This is a genomic window from Rathayibacter sp. AY1D2, assembly GCF_002932695.1.
In the GTDB taxonomy this organism is placed as follows: Bacteria; Actinomycetota; Actinomycetes; order Actinomycetales; family Microbacteriaceae; genus Rathayibacter.
On the sequence record NZ_PSVX01000002.1, the window covers coordinates 65,668 to 84,327 of the forward strand.

Sequence of the window (18,660 nt, forward strand, 5' to 3'; positions counted from 1 at the left end):
TCCGTCGACGCCGCCGCACGGGCCCCGTGCGCGACCGGGGCCGCGCATCGGCGGGCGTGCGGCGCGCATCGGCGGACTCCTGTGAAAGTGAGCCTCTAACGGGGGCCACCTCACAGGGAGTAACCCCGGGAGGAGCGCGTCCGCGGTGCCAGGCTGAGCCCTGTGTCGACGATGACGGGCAAGCGGCGTGAGCCCGGGGACGGCCCTGCGCGGTCAGCGGCCCTGCTGCTGCGGGTCTGCGCGGGCGACCGGACCGCCTTCCGGCAGCTCTACTCGCTCACCGCGGGCCGGGTCTTCTCCGTCGCGGACGCCGTGCTCGACGACCGCGCCGCAGCCGAGGAGGTCGCGCAGGAGGTCTACCTCGAGCTCTGGCGCACCGCGCGCTCGCTCGACCCGGGCCGTCCCGTGCTCGCCTTCCTGGCCCAGGTCGCGCACCGCCGTGCCGTGGACCGCGCCCGGGCGGACCGGTCGGCGCGGCGCCGGGAGCTGCAGTACACGGTCCTCGACCGGCCCCGCGATCACGAGTGGGAGCGCTCGGACGTCCGGCTGGCCCTGGCGCCCGCGGCCGGCGCGATCCGGCAGCTCGCCGCCATCCACCACGACGTCCTCTACCTCGCCTACGTCCGCGGGTACAGCCACTCCGAGATCGCGGAGGAGCTGTCGATCCCGCTCGGCACCGTCAAGACCCGGCTGCGCGACACCCTCATCCGCCTGCACACGCACCTGCAGTCCGCCGGCCCGGCGGATCCGGACGGCGGACCGGGACGGCGCATCCGGCACTGACCGGTGGCGCGAACGCCTCTGCGCCACCGGGGTCGCACGCTTCAGGACCGTGTCCGGCCCGCTCAGCCCGCCTGCGTCGCGCCCGAGACCGCGAGCCCGACGATCACCGTCAGTACCGTCGTCCACAGTGCGATCGCGACGCCCTGCCAGAGCAGGATCCGCCCGCGGCCGACTCCGGCGCCCGCCAGCATCACCGCGGTGAAGTGCGTCGGGAGCAGCAGCGGCCCCAGCAGGCTCACGCCCGGGACGCCGTAGCGGGTGAAGGCCCGCTGGAACTTCTCGCGCCGCGGAGTCGTCCGCTTCGCCTCCGAGCGGCCCGTGATCGCCGAGCGGACGCCGGTGCCCAGCAGCACGAGCAGCGCCACGCAGACGAAGTTGCCGATCGCCCCGGCGAGCCCGGCGACGACCGGGTGGATGCCGCCGATGATCCCGATGCTCGCCGCTCCCTCGCCCTCGATGAAGGGGACGGCCCCGGCCGCGGCGACGACGAGGGGCTGCACGAGCTCGGGAACGCGGCCGATCAGGTCCTGGAATCCGAGGATCGCGTCGCTGATGATCGTCATGGTCGTGCCTTCCGGTACGTGGCCCCGGCTCTCGGGACTCCTCCATCCGACCGTGTCCGCGCCCGCTGCGGCAGTGCCGCCGGGTCACCGCGTCCCGGGAGGATCGACGGCCCGAGGGGTGACAAGTGTCATGGTCGTAGCCTGGGCCGCATGGTGAACTCGACCGAGGCGGATCCGCCCGTGCGCGCGGGCCGCGGCGTCGCCGTGACCTGGTGGTACACGCTCGCGTCGGCCGCCTCCTTCGTGGTGATCGTCCTGGCCGTCTGGTCCGTGGCGGTGCTGAGCGCCGAGGCCGAGGAGTGGCGGAAGGGCGCCTACTTCCTGGGTGCGGCCGCCTGGGTCGCGGTGTTCTCGCCGACCGCGCTCGCGTACCGGCGCGCCGACCGCGAGGGCCCGGTGCGTCTCCGGGCTGCGCCGACCCTGGTCTTCTGCCTCGGAGTGGCGGCCGCCGCGCTCACCGGCACGGCCGCCGGGAGCCTCGCGCTCGGGCTCTCGCTCGCCGCGACCCTGGTCGCCGTGCTGCCCTGGCAGAGCGGCGTGCGGCTCCGGGTGATGGTGCTCTGCACGATCGTCCTCGCGGTCGCGGCGGTGCTCGAGCAGACGCGCGCGGCGCCGGACGCGTCGGCCGCGCTCTCGACCCTCCTGCTGTTCGCGACGCTGCTGCCCCTGACGGTCGTCAGCGCGCTGTGGTGGTGGGACATCGTCCGCGAGCTCGACCGGGCGCGCGCCGCCGAGGGCCGTCTCGCCGCCGCGCAGGAGCGCCTGCTGCTCGCCGGCGACGTGCACGACCTCCAGGGCCACCACCTCCAGGTGATCGCGCTGCAGCTCGAGCTCGCCGAGCGCCTCCTCGGCAGCGACCCGGAGGCCGCTCTCGAGCAGCTGCGCGCCGCACAGCGCTCGGTCGACGGCGCCCGCACCGGCACCCGCGAGCTCGCCACGCGCTTCCGCAGCGTCCCGCTCGTCGACGAGCTGGCCAACGCCGCCGACCTGCTCCGCTCGGCCGGGCTCCGCGTCGAGCTCGAGGTCGACCCGGCGGCGTCCCACGCGCCGGCGGAGACGCTCGGGCCGGTGGTCCGCGAGACGACGACGAACATCCTCAAGCACGGCGGCGGCTCCAGCGCGCGGCTGCGGCTCGCGCGGGAGCAGGACGAGTGGCGGTTCGAGGCGGTGAACGACCTGGCACCGGACGCGGAGGAGGCGGACGGGACCGGCTCGGGCGTCCTCGGCATGGCGGAGCGGGTCGAGCGCGCGGGCGGGACGCTGCGCGCCGGGGCGGTCCGCCGCTCCTTCGAGCTGGACGCGCGCCTGCCGGTGGGGAGCGACTCGTGATCCGGGTGCTGATCGCCGACGACGAGGACATGATCCGCACGGCGCTGGCCGCGCTCCTCCGCCTCGAGGAGGACCTCGAGATCGTGGGCGAGTGCCGCGAGGGCGAGCGGGCGGTCGCGGAGGCGTTGCGCCTGTAGCCCGACGTGTGCCTGTTCGACGTCGAGATGCCCGGGCTCGACGGGATCGAGGCGGCGGAGCGGCTGCGCCGGGTCTCGGCGACGCGGGTCGTGGTCGTCACCCGGCACGCGCGGCCGGGGGTCCTGCGGCGAGCGCTCGGAGCGGGCGTCAGCGGCTTCCTGCCGAAGTCGCGCCGGGTCGAGGACGTCGCCGAGGTGATCCGCCAGGTCGCGAGCGGACGCCGCTACGTCGATCCGGAGATCGCCGCCGACGCCCTGGCGAGCACGCGCAGCCCGCTGACCGACCGCGAGCTCGACGTGCTCAGCGCCGGCTCCCGCGGCGAGACGATCGGCGAGATCGGCGCGGCGCTGCACCTCTCCTCCGGCACCGTCCGCAACCCCGGCTCGTCGATCCTGCGCAAGCTCGACGTCGACACCCGCCAGCGCGCGGTGATCGAGGCCCGCGAGCGCGGCTGGATCTGAGCGGAGGCGCCGCAACGGCAGCCACTACGCAGGAGTCGTCGCACTCGAGCGCGAGTGCGACGACTTCTGCGTTCTCGCGAGCGGTGCCCGTCAGGCCGTCGGCGTCCAGATCCGCATCGTCGACGGCCCGCGGTTCGCCCAGCGGTGGTACGGCCGGAACTCCGCCTCGAAGCGGCGCCCCTCCTCCACCGGCACGGAACCGTAGGGCCAGCCGGGAGCCGCCTCCCGCGCCACGAGGGACACGCGCGCTCCCTCCGCCGTCACGACGGGCGGCACCGACGCGTCGACCGCGATGTGCTCGGTGTCCAGGCCCTCGGGCAGGTCGAGCGACTCGATCGCCAGCACGAACGGCCCGCGCTCGAGGGCGACCTGGCCGCGCACCGCGTCGATCCGGGGGTGCGGGGCGACGAAGCGGGCCGACATCGGCAGCGAGAGACGCACGGTGTCGCCGGCGGAGAACGCCCGGCGGACGGTGACGGTCGGCGTCGAGACCGGCTCGCCGTCGAGCAGCGCCGAGCCCCGCGCGAACGGCGGCACCCGCAGCGTCAGCGCGAACTCCGCGTCCTCGAGGATCCGCACGACGATCTCGCCGTCGGCCGGGTACTCCGTCTCGACGCGCAGCGCGACGCCACCGGTGCGCACCTCGTACGCGCCGTACTGGTGGAGCTGCACCCCGTCGTCGGTGGCGGTCGCGAAGCCGAGCTCGACGCTCGCCAGAGTGCGGGCGGTGTTGGTCGGGCAGCACGAGACCCAGAACCAGGGCGCGCGGAGGCTGGACTGCGCGCGGTCGGTCTCGCGCGACTCGTCCGGCGCGACTCCGTCGACGCGCTGCTGCAGGGTGTTCGTGTAGAAGAAGGCGCGGCCGTCCTCGCGGGTCGCGGGGAGCACCGCGTTCAGCAGTGTCCGCTCCATGAGGTCCGCGTAGCGGGGCTCGTTCGAGCCGAGCAGGAGCCGCCAGCTGAGCATCGTGGAGCCGATCGCCGCGCAGGTCTCGGCGTACGCGCGGTCCGGCGGCAGCTCGTAGTCGGCGCCGAACGCCTCGTCCTGGTGGTGCGAGCCCATCCCTCCGGTGACGTAGGTGGGCCGCTCGACGGTCGCCTCCCACTGGCGGCGGACCGCCTCCTCCAGCTCGGCGTCGCCGGTCTCGACCGCGACATCGAGAGCCCCGGAGGCGAGGTAGAGGGCCCGCACCGCGTGGCCGCGCAGCACCTCCGCGTCGCGCACGGGCACGTCGTCCTGGAAGTACTCGGCGCCGAACGCGATCGGCTTCAGCGTCCCCGTCCCGCGCCGCTCCACGAAGAGGCGGGCCAGCTCGAGGTAGCGCTCCTCCCCCGTCGCCCTCGCCAGCTCGGCGAGCGCCGGCTCGATCTCGGGGTGGCCGCACACGGCGACCCTCCGCTCGGGCCCGAACTCGCGGTGCACGTGGTCGGCCAGCCGTCGGGCGACCTGCGGCAGGAGGTCGTCGTGCCCGGTGCGGAGCCGCGCCACGGCGGCCTGGATCAGGTGCCCGAAGCTGTACAGCTCGTGGCCCCACTCCAGGTCGGAGTAGCGCGCACGCTGGCCGGGCCGGCCGAAGCTCGTGTGCAGGTAGCCGTCCGGGTGCTGGGCGGAGGCGACCCGCGAGACGAGGTCGTCGTACCGCTCCTGCAGCCCGGCGTCGTCGCTCCGGCCGAGCTCCCAGGCCATGGCCTCGAGGAGCTTGTAGACCTCGGAGTCCACGAACTCGATGCCCGCGTGCGCGTCGCCGCTCTCGGCTGACGAGATCGAGCCGTCGGCAGCGCGGTCGAAGTTGCCGGCCCAGCCGACGCGCTCGATCCATGAGCGGCAGTGCTCGATGACGGCGGAGGAGTTGAGGTCCTGGTAGTGCTTCCAGAAGCCGCCGGTGAGGCGGATCTCGTCCTGGCGCAGCGGCCGGAGCACGCTCCGCGAGGGGGCGACCGGGCCGCCGAGGGCGGTGGCGGTGGGGGCGGTGAGGGTCACGGTGTCTCCTTGGAGGGACGGGTCAGTCCTTGACGGCGCCGGCGGTGACTCCCGCCGAGACGTACCGCTGGGCGACGACGAGGAGGACGGCGGCCGGGAGCGAGGCGACCACGGCGGTCGCCATGATCGAGTTCCACTCCTGGTTGTTGTTGCCGATGTACTTGTAGATGCCGAGGGTGATCGGCTGGAGCTTCCCGCCGCTGTCGAGCGTCGAGGCGAAGATGAAGTCCGACCAGGCCCAGAGGAACGCGAACAGCGAGACGGTGACGACGGAGTTGCGGCTGATCGGCATGATCACCGAGGTGAAGGTGCGCCAGGCGCTCGCTCCGTCCATCCGCGCCGCCTGGGTGAGCTCGTCGGGGATCCCCGACATGAAGGCCGTGAAGATCAGCACGCCGAACGGCACCGCGATGGTGGAGTCGGCCACGATCAGGCCCGGGATCGAGTTGAGCAGCCCCAGGTTGAGGTAGATGGCGTAGAAGCCCATCGCCATGATGATCGCCGGGATCATCTGCGCGATCAGCAGCACGAACGAGAGGGCCTGACCGCCGCGGGGCCGCAGCTTCGCCAGCGAGTAGGCGGCGGGAGCGGCGATCGCCACGGTCAGCAGCACCGTGCCGAGGCCGACGACGAGGCTGGTGCCCAGGTAGGGCAGCTGCTCGCTCAGCACCGCCTGGTAGCCGGTGAACGTGGGAGAGAACGGGAACCAGTCCGGCGGATCCTTCCGCATCGAGCCGGTCGGAGTGAGGGAGACGTTGATCATCCAGTAGACGGGGAACAGCATGACCGCCGTGAGGGCGATCCCGACCACCGTCAGGTACCAGGGGCGGCGGGCGGTCACGAGTCGGCCTGCTTCCGCTGGACCCGGATGTACACGAGGCCGAAGACGAGGGCCAGGATGATCAGCAGGTTGCCGACGGCCGCGGCCGGTCCGAAGTCGGGCAGCATCGAGCCGAAGCCGAGCTGGTACGTCCAGGTGGCGAGCGTGGTCGAGGAGTCGGCGGGCCCGCCCTTCGTCATGATCCAGATGATGTCGAACACCTTCAGCGTGTAGACGAGGCCGAGCAGGATCGTGATCGCCGACACCGGCCGCAGCAGCGGCAGCGTGATCCGCCAGAACTGCTGGGCGCCGGTCGCGCCGTCGAGCGAGGCCGCCTCGTAGAGGTCCTGCGAGATGTTCTGCAGGCCGGAGTAGAGGATCACCAGGTTGAACGGGATGCCGATCCAGATGTTCGCGATCAGGACCGCGATCAGCGAGGTGGTCGGCGAAGTGAGCCAGTTGATCTGGCCGATCCCGAACGACTCCAGGAACGCGTTCACGATGCCGGAGTCGCTGTTGAGCATCCACGACCAGGTCGACGCCGAGACGATCAGCGGCAGGAGCCACGGCACCAGGAACAGCGCCCGGAGCGTGCTCGCCAGCGGGAAGCGGCGGTAGAAGAACACGGCGAGCGCCAGCCCCAGCGTGAACTGGAAGAGGAGCGAGACGCCGGTGAAGACCGCCGTGTGCAGCAGCGCCGGGCCGAAGGTCGCGTCCTGGAACACCTGGACGTAGTTGTCGAACCAGACGAAGGGCGCGTTCCCCTGCACGAACGAGCGGACCGTGTAGTCCTTCAGGCTCAGCTCGAGGTTGCGGTAGAGCGGGAACGCGTAGAAGACGAGCAGGTAGGCGACGAGCGGGGCGAGGAACGCCCACGCGACCAGACGGCCGCCCTCGGGGCGCCGGCGGCGCCGACGGCTCTCGGCGGCCGGGGCGGGCGGGGCCGGCGGCTCGGTGCCGCGCCGCAGGAGGCGGGCGGTCTCGGTGGCAGTGGTCATGGTCTCTCCCGTCCCCCCGGCCGGTGCGCGGAGCACCGGCCGGGGGGACCTCGTTCGGGGAGCGGGAGCCCCCGGTCGTCCTACTTCGTGGCGGATTCGGCGGCCGACTGGGCGGCCTTCAGGGCGTCCTCGGGAGACTGCGAGCCGCTGAGCACGGTCTGCACCGCGCCCCACAGCTGCTCCGAGATCTTCGGGTACTTCGTGCCGAGGTCGTCCGAGGTGCGGCCCTTCGCGGCCTGCACGGCGGTGACCCACGGCTCGAGGTCGGCGTTGCCGGCGACCTGCTCCTGCTGCGCCTCGGCCGTCGGCGCGATGTACGAGAGCGTGTTGTCGGTCGTGACCAGGCTCTCCGTCGAGGTCAGGCACTCGGCGATCTTCTTCGAGGTCTCGTAGCGCGCCGTGTCCGACTGCACCGGGAGGGTGAGGAACTCGCCTCCGGTCGGTGCGGGGGCCGCTCCGCCGTCCTTCGACGGGATGGTCAGGACGCCGTAGTCGATGCCCGAGGCCTTCGCGTTGGCCAGCTGCCAGGTGCCGTTCTCGCCGAACGCGTACTCGCCGGTCTCGAACTCCTGCCAGCTCGTGGTCTGCGTGTTGCCGATCACGGAGTTGGGCGCGTAGCCCTTCTCGAGCCAGTCGCTCCAGAGCGAGACGGCGTCGACCGCGGCGGGCGAGTCGAGGTCGGTCAGCTCGGCGCCGGAGCCCCAGAACCACGGCAGGAACTGGAAGGTCCCCTCCTCCGTGCCGATGCCGGAGAACGTGATGCCCTTGCCGCCGGAGGCGGTGACCTTCTCGAGCGCGTCGGTCAGCCCGGCCCAGTCCGTGATGGAGGCGGCGTCCACGCCGGCCTTCTCGAGCACGGCCTTGTTGTAGTACAACGCGAGCGTGTTGGCGCCGATCGGCACGCCGAAGGTGTCGCTGCCGGTCTGGCCGGCCGCGAGGATGTTCGCGTCGATCCCCTCGGTGGAGAGCCCGGACTCGGCGGTCGTGGTCAGGATGCCCGACTCCGCGAGCGTCGAGACAACGGGGTTGTCGACGAGCAGGAGGTCGGGCGAGTTGCCCTGCTGACCGGCGAGCAGCGCCTTGTTGGTCAGGTCGGTGGTGTCGTAGCCGGTGCGCTCGACGGTGACGCCGGCCTCGGTCCCGCAGGAGTCGATGAGCTTCGCCCAGTCGGACGACTCGTCGAACTGGGGGTACGGGTCCCAGAACGTGTAGCTGCCTCCCGCGGCGGAGCCGGAGTCTCCCCCGGAGCCGCTCGCGCAGCCGGTCAGTGCGGCGGCGGCCGTCCCCAGCAGGACGGCGGCGGCGAGGCCCCGAGCGTGCTTCCTCGTCTTCACGGATGATCCCTTCGTCGTTGACGGATTCCTCGGCAGTCGTCCCGATCGTCTGCGCCGGGCCGAAACTACTTTCTGTCGGGTAAACCTAGGCAGGGGAGGTCAGCGCGTCAAGAGATGCGATCTTTTCGGTCTTTTCGGTTTTTCGCCGGAGTCGTGCGAGGATCGACGCGGCGGCCCGCCGGGCCCGGAACGGAGGCGCGGTGCCACCACGCAAGCCCACCGGCACCATCACGCTCACCGACGTGGCGGCCGCCGCCGGCGTCTCGATCGCCACCGCCTCCAAGGCGCTCAACGGCCGCGACCAGGTGCGCGCCGACACCCGCCAACGCGTGCTGGACCCCGCCGAGCCCCTCTCCTTCACCCCGAACCCGCTCGCGCAGGCCCTCACCTCCCGGCGCACGGGCCCCAACGGGATGCTCACCAACGATCTCGACAACCGCTTCGTGCTCCCCGTGCTGCTCGGCGCCGAGGACGCGTTCGGCGCAGGATCGACGTCGGTGCTCCTCTGCGACGCCCGCGGCGACTCGATCCGCGAGCAGCACCACATCAAGAACCTGCTCGCCAAGCGCGTCGACGGGATCGTGGTGCTCGGCCGGACGACGAACCCGCGCCCTTCGATCACGCGCACCATCCCGGTGCCGGTCGTCTACGCCTATGCGCCCTCGGAGGATCCGCGCGACTCCTCCTTCACGCCCGACAACGTGCAGGCCGGCGTCCTCGCCGCCCGCCACCTGATCGAGCGCGGACGGACCAGGATCGCCCTCGTCAACGGCGAGCCGAGCTACACCGCCGCGCACGACCGCGCCCGGGGCGTCGAGCAGGCGCTGACGGAGGCGGGGCTGCCGCTGGTCGGCGGCGGCGTCCTCTTCGGGCAGTGGTCCGAGAGCTGGGGGCGTCAGTGCGCCGAGACGCTGCTGCGGGCGCATCCGGACCTCGACGCGATCATCTGCGCGAGCGACCAGATCGCCCGCGGCACGCTCGACCACCTGCGCGAGACCGGCCGGCGGGTGCCGCAGGACGTGGCCGTCGTCGGCTTCGACAACTGGGACCTCCTCGTCGAGGCCGCCCGCCCGCCGCTCTCGAGCATCGACATGATGCTCGACACGCTCGGCCGCGCCGCCGCGGAGGAGCTCTCGAACGCGATCCACGGACGTCCGACCGCAGGCGTGCAGGCCATGCCCGTCCGCTTCGTGCCGCGGGAGTCCTCCGGCTGACGCCCCCGCCCTCCGCGAGAACGCGGAGGACACCGCCTGCTCAGCGGTGCCCCGACGCTCGGAGCGGCGTCTCGACGCACGAGCGGGCCTGCGCGCATCGGCGAGGACACCCGAGAGACGGGCGGAGCGGGATCGTGGGCGCAGACGTGCGCCGGACCCCTCGGGAGTCCGGCGCACGGCCTGGCGGTGATCAGCTGCCGGTGATCAGCCGGGATCAGCTCCCGGTGCGCTCACCGCGGCGTCGGAGGGTGAGGAGCATCAGACCGCCGCCGAGCAGGGCGAGCAGGCCCAGCACTCCGGCGGTCGCCGTCGCTGCGGCGTCCACTCCGGTCGAGGCGAGAGCCGGACCGCGGGGACCGTTCGACCCGGACACGGGAACGACCGCGGCGTGGGAGGGCGCCGGTCGCGGCGCTGTGGTCGCGGTCGGAGTGGGCGAGGCCGTGGGCGTCGCGGTCGGCGTGGGGGTGGGGGTCGCCGTCGGAGCCACGGTCGGGGTCGCCGTCGGCGTGGTCGTCGGCGTGACCGTCGGAGCCACGGTGGGCGCGATCGTCGGAGTCACCGTCGGAGTGACGGTGGGCGTGACAGTCGGAGTCACCGTCGGAGTGACGGTGGGAGTCACCGTCGGCGTCACAGTCGGCACGACGGTGGGAGTCACCGTCGGGGTGACGGTGGGAGTCACGGTCGGCGTGACGGTCGGGGTCACCGTCGGAGTGACCGTCGGCGTCACGGTCGGCGTGACCGTCGGAGTCACGGTCGGCGTCACGGTCGGAGTCGCCGTCGGCGACGATCCGCCGTCGGTGGGCTCGCAGCCCGGCTCGGTGAAGTCGTTGGAATCGAGCGTGACCGCTCCCGTGCGGGCCAGTGCGCGGCCCTCGACGGAGACGCCCGTCGTCACCGTGATCGAGACCGAGGCGAGCACGGAGCCCACGAAGTCCGAGTCGGTGCCGAGCGTCGCGGAGCTGCCGATCTGCCAGTAGACGTTGCAGGCCTGCGCTCCGTTGATCAGGGCCACCGGGCTCGACGACGCCGTCGTCAGCGTCGACGCGGCGCGGATCACGAAGACCGCCTCGTTGACGCCCTCGGCGTCGAGCGTGAGCGTCCCCGTCGCTCCGACCGGTCCGGCCGCGGTGTACACCCCGGGCTTCAGCGTGCTGCCGCCGATCTCGGCGTCGACCTGCGCGGTCGTCGCCTGCGAGGCGAGCTGTCCGTAGGCGGTGCCCACGTCGGCCTGGGCCTGAGCCGCCTCCGCGTCTCCGCGGTGGATCACTCCGTCCGTCCGTCCGGGCGGGAACCCGGTGACGGCGGTCAGCGGGCTGACCCCGACGCTCTGGTCCAGGACGCTCGACCCCGTGTTCGTCACGGTCGACGCGGCCAGGACCGAGTAGTCCTCCGCCGTGCCGAGGTCGGGAGCAGTGGCCGCCTGCGCCGAGACGCCGGCGAAGAGCGCGGCGCCGACGACGGCGAGGACGACACCCGTCCCGATCGCCCCTCTTCTGCGGTTCTGCCGATGACGGCGGAGCGAGGTGCGAGAGGACACGTGCGGCATGAGGCCAGCGATCTGCCCACGTCAGCGTGAGCTCAATAACCCGAGGTGGGAGGCTCGAACCGTGGGTCGCGCTCCTCGCCCGCGTCGACGCCGCGACCCTGACGGGGGGCAGGATCCGCCGACGGCGTCCCCCGACCCGGGACATGCCCGCCACCGGAGTCCTCGCGCCGGTGACGGCGGACCCGGCCGGCGGAGCGGATCAGCGGTGACGCCCGCGGCACCCGAACCGGTCGGAGTGCTGTGCGTCCCGGGAGCCCTCAGCCGAGAGCCGCCACCCGCTCGATCACGCCCTCGCCCAGCCGGGCGACGTACCCCTCCGGATCCGGCCCGGCCGGCGCCAGCTGCACGTGGTCGATCCCCAGCGCCGCGTACTCCTCCATCGCGCGGACGAAGCCGTCGGGGTCGCCGATCGGATCGCCGCCCCCGGTGATGGTCTTCGTGATCGTCGCGTAGTCGCGCCCGAGGTCGTCGCAGTGCCGCTTCAGCACGTCGAGCTTGTGCGCCACGTCGTCCGCGCCGGTGCCGAACAGGTTGCAGGCGTCGCCGTACTGCGCGACCAGCCGCAGCGTCTTCCTCTCTCCGCCGCCGCCGATGAGGATGGGCGGGCCGGGCTGCTGGATCGGCGCCGGGTGGTTCAGCGTCTCGGCGAGCCGGTAGTGCGTCCCCTCGAACGGCCCGTCGTCGTCGCTCCACATCTGACGGCAGATCCGCAGCGTCTCCTCCAACCGCTCGAACCGCTCCTTCAGCGGCGGGTACGGCACGCCGAGCCCGAGGTGCTCGCGCTCGTACCAGGCCGCGCCGATCCCGAGCATCGCGCGCCCGCCGGAGAGGACGTCGAGGGTAGTGACGATCTTCGCGAGGAGTCCCGGGTGGCGGTAGGTCACGCCGGTGACGAGCAGCCCGAGCCGCAGCTTCTCCGTCCGGTCGGCGACGAAGCCGAGCGAGGTGTAGCCCTCGAGGATCGGATCCTCGCTGGTCGCGAAGTGCTTCATCTTGAATTAGTGGTCGATCAGGGTGAACTGGGCGCAGCCGACGTCCTCGGCCGTCCGCGCGGTCGCTCCGAGGATCGGCGCGATCCCCGCGCTCCCGCCTGGAAGGGTGAAGTTCATGAAGTGAATGCCGAGCTGCACGCGCGTCTCCTGTCGTCCCGGGATGTCCAGGAGCCAGTGTGCGCCGAGCCACCGCTCAACACGCCGACGCGCCCGCCTCTGAGCGGCGTCTCATCCGTTCCGCGGTGTCTCGGCCGATCGCACCCGCCGAGGGGCGGCCGCCCTCACTCGCAGACGCGGAAGCGGTTCCGGTCGAACCCGACGACGTCGCCGACCGCGAGCTGGCGGCCGCGGCGCAGATCGACTTCGCCGTTGACGGTCACCATCCCCTCGGCGACCGCCTCCTTGGCCTCGCCGCCCGAGAGGATCCCCGCGAACTTGAGGAACTGGCCCAGACGGATCGACCCGCCGCCCAGCGGGACGTCGACGGGCTCGGGGACGGCAGCGGCGCCCTTCACGTCTGTGAACGCGCCCGCGAAATGTCGCCGCAGGCCCCCTGGATCAGCGGGTTTCCCACGTAAGTGTCGCCGCAGTTTCCAGCACAACGTGTCGCTCCGAACATGCCCGCGTGATTCCGCGGATCTGAGGCCTCGATGGGGTCATTCGGTGGCCCCTCGCCGCGCAGGAAGTGCCCGGCGGCCATACGAGGTCGGGTTGGCACAGACTTCGGGTTCAGTCTCCACGAAGCCTTCCTCGGCGTCGCGGTCGGCGTCGGAGCTGCCGCCCTGCGCGGCCTGCTCGAACGGGCTGGCTGCCGGAACAGCCGCAACAAGCGAGGCGTCAGGGCGATGTCGGTGCGGCTGTTTCGCATGCATGCCTGCGGGCGAAGCACTAGAGGGTGTTCTTCGTGGTCGCCAGGTACTCCGGCGTGGCGAGCGCTTGCATGGAGAACCAATGTGTCGCCTCGAGGCTCGCCTCCAGGTGTCGCCAACCGTTCGAGACGAACGAGCTCGTCTGCGCGCCGGTGAACATATAGACGACGGCTCGAGCGGCAGTCGGGATATCGACCTCGGCGCGAAGATTGCCTTCAGCTCGTGCCTGTTCGAGAAACAACGCTATCGCGTCGAGCCAGACTGGATCCGGCAACTTCGCAACGCCGGGGAATTCAGATGAGGCTTGTGCGACGAGACGCAGGCCTGCTTGCGCCGTTGGATCGTGCTGCACTGCTCTCGCGAGGGACCGGGACAGCGTGAGCAGTGAAGCGAGGCCGTCGTCGCCCGACTCCAGAATCGAATCCCGGAGGAGGATGAAGCCCTGGTCCTGGCGGCGGATGATCTCCTCCGCCACCTCGATCTTGCCCCTGCGGAAATGAAAGTAGAAACCACCCTGCGTGACGGATGCTGCTTCTAGGATATCGGCGACGCGAGCGGTCGAGTAGTGCAGGCGCGCAAACACCTTCGCCCCACCGAGAATAATCGCCTCTCGTGTGGCGATCCCGCGTTCCTGTTGTGCCACGCGCACCTCCGACTGATCCCAAAGCCACTCTATCGGCCCATGGTTCAGCGTCTCTGCCGTCTGGTCCCCGTTCGGGAGGGTTCACGCTGAGTAGCCGAACGCCGCGCTGGCGCTCGCACCGTGCTCGGATGTCGAGACCAACCTCACGTCGCGGAGGGTTCGGCCGCCGATGACGACCTCGGCGTTCCTGCGCACGGACGTGCGAGCGGAGAATCGAGCCTGGCCGCCGGACGGAGCGGGCGTCCGAGAGACGGAGGCGCGCCTGAGCCAGAGGTTCGGTACAGCGGAGCGGCTGGTGTCATTGGCGGCGTAGATGAGGACTTGCGCCAACTGACCGAACATGACGAGTTCATCGACGGCGTCAAGGCGGGGCGGGGCGGCTGAGTTCCCTGCCTGGGATGATGTGACGGAATGGGACGTCTCGAGGTGTCCATCGACGAGGTCCACGCGATCGACGTGGGACGACATCTGGTTCGAGTCGCCTGCTGCCGCATGGGTGAGGCCGGGTGCCGCCTCGGCTGCGCCCGGTCGGGCTCGGCTCGGGGCGCACTCCAAGTCGACGTCCAGTCCGCCGATACAAGCCCGCAATGACTTGGTGCTGACGAGCGGTCCGCCGTGATCGGTCGTGATGCCGATGGGGACAGAGCCCACATCAGTTGTCGCCACACGTCCGGCGACGACTGAGAACCCTGTGACATCGAACGGCCCTTCCCACCAAGCGCCGCGATTCGTGTTCTCACACAAGCTGATGGTCTTCAGCGCCAGGCTGATCGCATCGATAGAACTGAGATGCACCTCGCGGGGATCTCCTGCCGCGTCCAGCGACCAGCGGCGCGGATAGACCGCCTGCTTAACCGCCGAAAGTCGGATCCTGTCACCGTCGACGTGTTCGGCCACCTGGCTGACGGTATGCCTGATGTGTCGATGACCCGAACCGAAGTATCGGCCGGACTCCTTGCCGAGTATCTCCTTTAATGGCCGCCCATCAAAGTGGTGCATCTCGTCCCTTCGGATCTTCTGATCGGTCTGGTGATATGTGCACGCCTGGAAGGTGTCTCGCCGGATTCGATCCCAGGATCTCGAGCGGCGTCATGCACCCGGACCGTGCCTCGGCTGCGAGGGCTGCCGGTACTTCCAGGTAGATCGCAGCCGCAAAGGCTGTTCCAGACCCAGCAGTCAGAACGAACGATGCACGATCGCCGGCGCTGCCTTCCACGGTGACTCGGAGACGAGGCTTGATGATGGTGCTCGCGGTCGACGTGAGCATCCGAGGCCGCGTTCGCCGATGTGATGGAAGCCTGAGAGGGCGAACTCCGTGCAGCGAAGACAGCACTCGCAGGAGCGGGAGTAGCAGGAGGAGCTGGCCGCGAGGCAACCCGAGCTCGGCGAACACCTGGATGTCGGTCGCCGCCGTCGTCCTCCGCAGAGCGAACAGGTCGCCGGTGTGCAGTGTCAGGTGAGAGCTCGTCTCAGAGGTCTCAACTGCTCTTCCAACTCTCAGCCTGACCAGCGTCCCGGACCGGAAGCGCCAGCTTCCTGAAGCGAGAACTGCCTGCGACGAAGCTGTGACGCCTGGTGACTTCGAAGTCCTGCCACTCGCGAGGCTCGTCAGGCTGACCTTCTGCGGCTGGTCTATCGTTCGGAGCGCATGCTCGGCGAGCACTTCGGCCAGATACGTGCCGAACCCCGCGCCGGTTACCACGGCGATGCCGCATTCTCGCCAGTGGGCATCCCGTTTCCACGCGTACTCGTGAGTGCGGCCCTCATTCGACAGGTCAGCGTAGGAGACGCAACCTTCCGCGCTGGCCTCCATGAGCGGCTTCGCGGTGGAGGACTATGGTCCGGCTGCGTTGATCACCCCGCTGACGCCGTCGAGGTGTTGCGTCAGGGAGCTCGCACGCTGCCGGAGGTCGAGCTGCATCCTCGCGACGCCGTACCGGTCAGCCAGCATGTCGAGACTCGCGCCGTCGCGCCCGGCGAGGAGGAACGGCATGCCCCGGCGCCTTGCCTGCATCGCGAGTTCCGCTGCAACCGAGCCCGTGCCGTAGATCAGGCAAGGTGTCACCGGATCGACAGGGATGGTGCTCTCCCGGAGTGCATCGTGCTGGACGCTAGGGGAGGGGCGCTGCTCGCCGGTCGTCGTCGACGCCCGGCGGGGGGACCTTGCGTGCCGCGCGCACGGCGATCGCGCTTCCGAGCAGCACGAAGATCAGAAACGCCGACAGGCCTGCGAGCACGAACGCGTTCGAGTGCGTGGGGTCGACCACGAGGCTGAGCGAGCCCCCCGTGACCGCCAAGAATGCGCCGATCCACACGCAGGGTCGGGCTGCCTGATGGCCCCGCTGCCAGGCTTCATCGGAAGCCATGACCGAGGCTGCTCTGATCCCGACCAGGTTGTTCGGGCCGAGTCGCCCTCGGGCGGCGCATTCGACGGCTGCGACGACGGCAGCAGCAGCGAACACGAGGACGAGCACTCCGAAGACCATGAACCAAACATACATGCACGGTTGTATGTCGTCGTTCGCGCCGTCGGTCGTCGCGCCAATTTTCGCGCCCAGAAACAAAGCACCGTACATGTTTGGTTTGATTCGACGAGTCTGCGAAGTGCAGCTCGCGATGTGGCGCTGGCAACTCGCCTCCGCTCCACTGGTCCACGAGCCCGTCCCTGGCGCTCGAGGCCATCACTCTTGGGGGAACATTGGCTATCAGGATGAAGTCGGCTGTCTCGGTGCTGTGTGCGGCAGCGTTGGTACTCGCGGGGAACCTGCCTGCGGTTGCGGCGCCCTCCGGCGCGAGCCTTGTTGCACAGCACGAGGCGGCGACGACGACGTCGTACACGGACCACGACATCATCAGCTTCCTGGTGCTCGGCTCGGGTCCGGTCTACGAGGACCACAAGGCACTCTCGCCGTATGCGCCGGAAGTGGATAGCGTCACCGTCGAAGCACGAGACGAGATGTACGCCCTGTTCATGGGTGTCGAACCGAACTTCAACGAGCTCGTTACCGTGCCGCTGCAGTCCGGTGATCCTCGTCTCGTCGACGTTGCACTCGAGAACTTCTCCGAGATCTCCTACGGCGTAGCGGAGGTCATGGGGCTCAACGTGCCCGACAAGGAGGAGTTCGTCTCGGCGCGATCGATCGTCTTCGTCGTCGTCGTGGCTGCTGTCGCCGGAGCGGCCGTGGCGACGGTCGCCGGGGCGGGGAACGTGCGATGGGTCTGGAACACCATCGATTTCTGGGGGACGAGCACTGAGCAGAGCCCGATCTCGCATGAGAAGCGCGCGGCCCAGTTCGCTGCGGCTCTCGGCAAGTAGGTGAGGCTGCCTCCGCGCTCGAGGGAGAGGGGAGTGATCGCGGACAAGGCTGTCTGGTTCTTCGGGGCAGCCTTGGCCGTGCTCGCTGTTTGGATCGGGGCAAGCGTGTACTTCGTGCTCCCGCCCAATGTCCTGTCAAGTGAGTCGGACGTGCACAAGAACCTGCAGCTGGCATTCACAACGGTCTCCCCACAGGGGTGGGGGTTCTTCACGAACGCACCACAGGCGACTGAGATCGCCGCATATGACGCGGAGACGATGGCGTCGTTGATGCTTGCACCTCAAGGGCGGGTGGAGAATCTCTTCGGCCTCAGCAGGGCGCAGCGGGCGCAGGGGCCCGAGCTCGCACAGCTCTCCGAAGCCGTCGGGCAGTGGCACGAGTGTGAAACTGGCCAGACCCGCGAACACTGCCTCGCCGAGGCCAGTTCATTGCAGCCACAGAAGATCACCGTGAACCTCGCTCACCGTACGCTTTGCGGCCCGATCATTCTGACCACAGAGACGTTCACGCCCTTCGAATACCGAGAATTCGATCTCCCCATGCACTCCATCGAGACCTTCACGACCGTGGACGCGGTGTGCTGATGCACGAGCGACCCGGGCCAGCGCTACGGCTCCAGATCGCCTTGCAATCGTTGGAGGTTCGGCAGCGTGCCTTCACGCTCGGCCGCGGCGCTCTGGCGGCCGCCCAGATCTCCATCCTCGTTTTCACGCCGTTCAGCGCACTGATGCAAACGGTCGGAGGAGCCGAACCGGCGCCTTACTGTGCTGGGGCGCGGATCATCTCCGCCTTCTGCATCGGTGGTCCAGAGGTGCCCTCGATCGTGCGGGTCATCGTCATGATTGTTTTGCTGGGCCTCGTGCTCGTCGGGTTCCTGCCGAGGGTGATGGCGTTCGTTCATGCCTGGATCGCCATCTCCATCTCCACCGGAATCTCATTGCCCGATGGCGGCGATTCTGTGGCCGCGATCGTCTCGGTGATCATCATCTTCATCATGGCTGCGGATGATCGGAGATGGGCATGGTCCAAGGAGCGCCGGCCCGTCGGACCAGTCGGTCGAGGTGTTGCACTCGCTGGGATCTATGCCCTGCGACTCCAGGTGACCTTGATCTATCTCAATAGTGCATTTGAGAAGTTCAACGTCGATGACTGGTCCAACGGATCGGCCGAGTACTACATCTCTCGCGGGTACATGTTTGGCGCAAGCGGCCTCATCGCAGATGTGCTGCACTGGGCGACGTCAGTCCCGCTCCTCTTAGCCGTCATCACCTGGGGTGTCATCGTCGCAGAGATCTGCATCGGAATTCTCGTTGTGACCATTGACTTCGGTCGACGGATCGCGTTCATTATGGCGGTCGCATTGCACGTCGGGATCATCCTCAGCATCGGGCTGTGGAGTTTCGGGATCATCATGATCGCAACCGTCGGGATCGCGACGATGAAGCTCGTCCCGCCCTCCGCTTCGCCCGGTTCTGCGAGTGACGAGGACGACTCTCCATCGATCCTCGGAGACGACGATGCCGTTCGGCGATCGGAGGTGTTGTGATGCTGCGATTCCTCCGGTCGGCCAGGCCGCGGCAAAGGCGTGAGGCGCCGAGCACGGGTGGTTGCGTCCGGCGCGCAGTCCGCACGGATCACGCCTACTGGCGCAAGCTCGCCGTTCCGCTCCTCCT

At 69.9% G+C, this 18,660-nt stretch carries 19 protein-coding genes and 1 pseudogene; 7 read left to right on the forward strand and 13 right to left on the reverse strand.

Annotated elements, in window-relative coordinates; all coding sequences use genetic code 11:
- Positions 1 to 171 precede the first annotated feature (171 nt).
- The gene (locus tag C5D04_RS00875; RefSeq protein ID WP_258067511.1) at positions 172 to 783 is read left to right on the forward strand and encodes a sigma-70 family RNA polymerase sigma factor; all 612 of its coding nucleotides are present in this window, start codon (positions 172 to 174) and stop codon (positions 781 to 783) included.
- A gap of 62 nt (positions 784 to 845) precedes the next feature.
- Here the strand turns inward: C5D04_RS00875 and C5D04_RS00880 are convergent, their stop codons facing one another.
- Positions 846 to 1,346 carry a small multidrug efflux protein gene (locus C5D04_RS00880; RefSeq protein WP_104225805.1) on the reverse strand — a complete coding sequence of 167 codons (501 nt, stop codon included), beginning with the start codon at positions 1,344 to 1,346 and terminating at the stop codon, positions 846 to 848.
- Between the two features lie 150 nt (positions 1,347 to 1,496).
- Here C5D04_RS00880 and C5D04_RS00885 point away from each other — a divergent pair, with 150 nt between their 5' ends.
- Positions 1,497 to 2,675 carry a sensor histidine kinase gene (locus C5D04_RS00885; RefSeq protein WP_104257787.1) on the forward strand — a complete coding sequence of 393 codons (1,179 nt, stop codon included), beginning with the start codon at positions 1,497 to 1,499 and terminating at the stop codon, positions 2,673 to 2,675.
- Positions 2,672 to 3,274, forward strand: a pseudogene (locus C5D04_RS00890) (response regulator). The gene C5D04_RS00885 and the pseudogene C5D04_RS00890 overlap by 4 nt, the downstream one beginning before the upstream one ends.
- Positions 3,275 to 3,364: 90 nt before the next feature.
- Here the strand turns inward: C5D04_RS00890 and C5D04_RS00895 are convergent.
- From C5D04_RS00895 to C5D04_RS00910, 4 genes are all read right to left on the reverse strand, one after another.
- The gene (locus tag C5D04_RS00895; RefSeq protein WP_104347070.1) at positions 3,365 to 5,254 is read right to left on the reverse strand and encodes a glycoside hydrolase family 127 protein; all 1,890 of its coding nucleotides are present in this window, start codon (positions 5,252 to 5,254) and stop codon (positions 3,365 to 3,367) included.
- Positions 5,255 to 5,276: 22 nt separating this feature from the next.
- Positions 5,277 to 6,095 carry a carbohydrate ABC transporter permease gene (locus tag C5D04_RS00900; RefSeq protein ID WP_104222699.1) on the reverse strand — a complete coding sequence of 273 codons (819 nt, stop codon included), beginning with the start codon at positions 6,093 to 6,095 and terminating at the stop codon, positions 5,277 to 5,279.
- Positions 6,092 to 7,072 (reverse strand): carbohydrate ABC transporter permease, encoded by a 981-nt coding sequence (locus C5D04_RS00905; protein ID WP_104247032.1) that lies wholly within the window; start codon positions 7,070 to 7,072, stop codon positions 6,092 to 6,094. Before C5D04_RS00905 ends, C5D04_RS00900 begins: the two co-directional genes overlap by 4 nt.
- Before the next feature lie 80 nt (positions 7,073 to 7,152).
- Complete coding sequence (locus tag C5D04_RS00910; protein WP_104225801.1) at positions 7,153 to 8,406, reverse strand: extracellular solute-binding protein; 1,254 nt, start codon at positions 8,404 to 8,406, stop codon at positions 7,153 to 7,155.
- A gap of 200 nt (positions 8,407 to 8,606) precedes the next feature.
- Here C5D04_RS00910 and C5D04_RS00915 point away from each other — a divergent pair, with 200 nt between their 5' ends.
- Positions 8,607 to 9,620: a LacI family DNA-binding transcriptional regulator gene (locus C5D04_RS00915; RefSeq protein ID WP_104347071.1), complete on the forward strand. Its 1,014-nt coding sequence runs from the start codon at positions 8,607 to 8,609 to the stop codon at positions 9,618 to 9,620.
- Between the two features lie 214 nt (positions 9,621 to 9,834).
- On the opposite strand, the gene C5D04_RS00920 is transcribed toward C5D04_RS00915, so the two are convergent.
- From C5D04_RS00920 to C5D04_RS00950, 8 genes are all read right to left on the reverse strand, one after another.
- Positions 9,835 to 11,157 (reverse strand): ice-binding family protein, encoded by a 1,323-nt coding sequence (locus C5D04_RS00920; protein ID WP_181137651.1) that lies wholly within the window; start codon positions 11,155 to 11,157, stop codon positions 9,835 to 9,837.
- Between the two features lie 266 nt (positions 11,158 to 11,423).
- Positions 11,424 to 12,158, reverse strand: coding sequence for a TIGR03560 family F420-dependent LLM class oxidoreductase (locus C5D04_RS00925; protein WP_258068804.1), 735 nt, complete (start codon positions 12,156 to 12,158; stop codon positions 11,424 to 11,426).
- Positions 12,159 to 12,164: 6 nt separating this feature from the next.
- Positions 12,165 to 12,296: a hypothetical protein gene (locus C5D04_RS18585; RefSeq protein WP_258068805.1), complete on the reverse strand. Its 132-nt coding sequence runs from the start codon at positions 12,294 to 12,296 to the stop codon at positions 12,165 to 12,167.
- A 143-nt stretch (positions 12,297 to 12,439) separates the two neighbouring features.
- Complete coding sequence (locus C5D04_RS00930; protein ID WP_104222694.1) at positions 12,440 to 12,673, reverse strand: RNA-binding S4 domain-containing protein; 234 nt, start codon at positions 12,671 to 12,673, stop codon at positions 12,440 to 12,442.
- Positions 12,674 to 13,046: 373 nt separating this feature from the next.
- Complete coding sequence (locus C5D04_RS00935) at positions 13,047 to 13,670, reverse strand: TetR family transcriptional regulator (protein WP_104257791.1); 624 nt, start codon at positions 13,668 to 13,670, stop codon at positions 13,047 to 13,049.
- Between the two features lie 81 nt (positions 13,671 to 13,751).
- Positions 13,752 to 14,669 carry an AvrD family protein gene (locus C5D04_RS17840; RefSeq protein ID WP_146087823.1) on the reverse strand — a complete coding sequence of 306 codons (918 nt, stop codon included), beginning with the start codon at positions 14,667 to 14,669 and terminating at the stop codon, positions 13,752 to 13,754.
- A gap of 835 nt (positions 14,670 to 15,504) precedes the next feature.
- Positions 15,505 to 15,663 (reverse strand): hypothetical protein, encoded by a 159-nt coding sequence (locus C5D04_RS18085; protein ID WP_181068330.1) that lies wholly within the window; start codon positions 15,661 to 15,663, stop codon positions 15,505 to 15,507.
- Positions 15,664 to 15,781: 118 nt separating this feature from the next.
- On the reverse strand, positions 15,782 to 16,246 hold the full coding sequence (locus tag C5D04_RS00950) for an SdpI family protein (RefSeq protein ID WP_104347053.1): 465 nt from the start codon (positions 16,244 to 16,246) through the stop codon (positions 15,782 to 15,784).
- Between the two features lie 134 nt (positions 16,247 to 16,380).
- On the opposite strand from C5D04_RS00950, the gene C5D04_RS00955 reads away from it, so the two are divergent.
- Genes C5D04_RS00955 through C5D04_RS00965 form a run of 3 tightly spaced genes read left to right on the forward strand, consistent with a single transcriptional unit; the run spans position 16,381 to position 18,533 of the window.
- Positions 16,381 to 16,986 (forward strand): hypothetical protein, encoded by a 606-nt coding sequence (locus C5D04_RS00955; protein WP_104295087.1) that lies wholly within the window; start codon positions 16,381 to 16,383, stop codon positions 16,984 to 16,986.
- 33 nt (positions 16,987 to 17,019) lie between these two features.
- On the forward strand, positions 17,020 to 17,571 hold the full coding sequence (locus tag C5D04_RS00960) for an SdpA family antimicrobial peptide system protein (protein WP_181065488.1): 552 nt from the start codon (positions 17,020 to 17,022) through the stop codon (positions 17,569 to 17,571).
- Positions 17,571 to 18,533: a sporulation-delaying protein SdpB family protein gene (locus tag C5D04_RS00965; protein ID WP_146078446.1), complete on the forward strand. Its 963-nt coding sequence runs from the start codon at positions 17,571 to 17,573 to the stop codon at positions 18,531 to 18,533. Before C5D04_RS00960 ends, C5D04_RS00965 begins: the two co-directional genes overlap by 1 nt.
- Positions 18,534 to 18,660: the final 127 nt, after the last annotated feature.

Coding starts and splice junctions, on each gene's coding strand:
- C5D04_RS18085 (WP_181068330.1), bottom strand. CDS start 15,663: ATGCCGTTCCTCCTCGCCGGGCGCGACGGCGCGAGTCTCGACATGCTG.
- C5D04_RS00950 (WP_104347053.1), bottom strand. CDS start 16,246: ATGTACGGTGCTTTGTTTCTGGGCGCGAAAATTGGCGCGACGACCGAC.
- C5D04_RS00875 (WP_258067511.1), top strand. CDS start 172: ATGACGGGCAAGCGGCGTGAGCCCGGGGACGGCCCTGCGCGGTCAGCG.
- C5D04_RS17840 (WP_146087823.1), bottom strand. CDS start 14,669: ATGCACCACTTTGATGGGCGGCCATTAAAGGAGATACTCGGCAAGGAG.
- C5D04_RS00885 (WP_104257787.1), top strand. CDS start 1,497: ATGGTGAACTCGACCGAGGCGGATCCGCCCGTGCGCGCGGGCCGCGGC.
- C5D04_RS00880 (WP_104225805.1), bottom strand. CDS start 1,346: ATGACGATCATCAGCGACGCGATCCTCGGATTCCAGGACCTGATCGGC.
- C5D04_RS00925 (WP_258068804.1), bottom strand. CDS start 12,158: ATGAAGCACTTCGCGACCAGCGAGGATCCGATCCTCGAGGGCTACACC.
- C5D04_RS00905 (WP_104247032.1), bottom strand. CDS start 7,072: ATGACCACTGCCACCGAGACCGCCCGCCTCCTGCGGCGCGGCACCGAG.
- C5D04_RS00955 (WP_104295087.1), top strand. CDS start 16,381: ATGAAGTCGGCTGTCTCGGTGCTGTGTGCGGCAGCGTTGGTACTCGCG.
- C5D04_RS00965 (WP_146078446.1), top strand. CDS start 17,571: ATGCACGAGCGACCCGGGCCAGCGCTACGGCTCCAGATCGCCTTGCAA.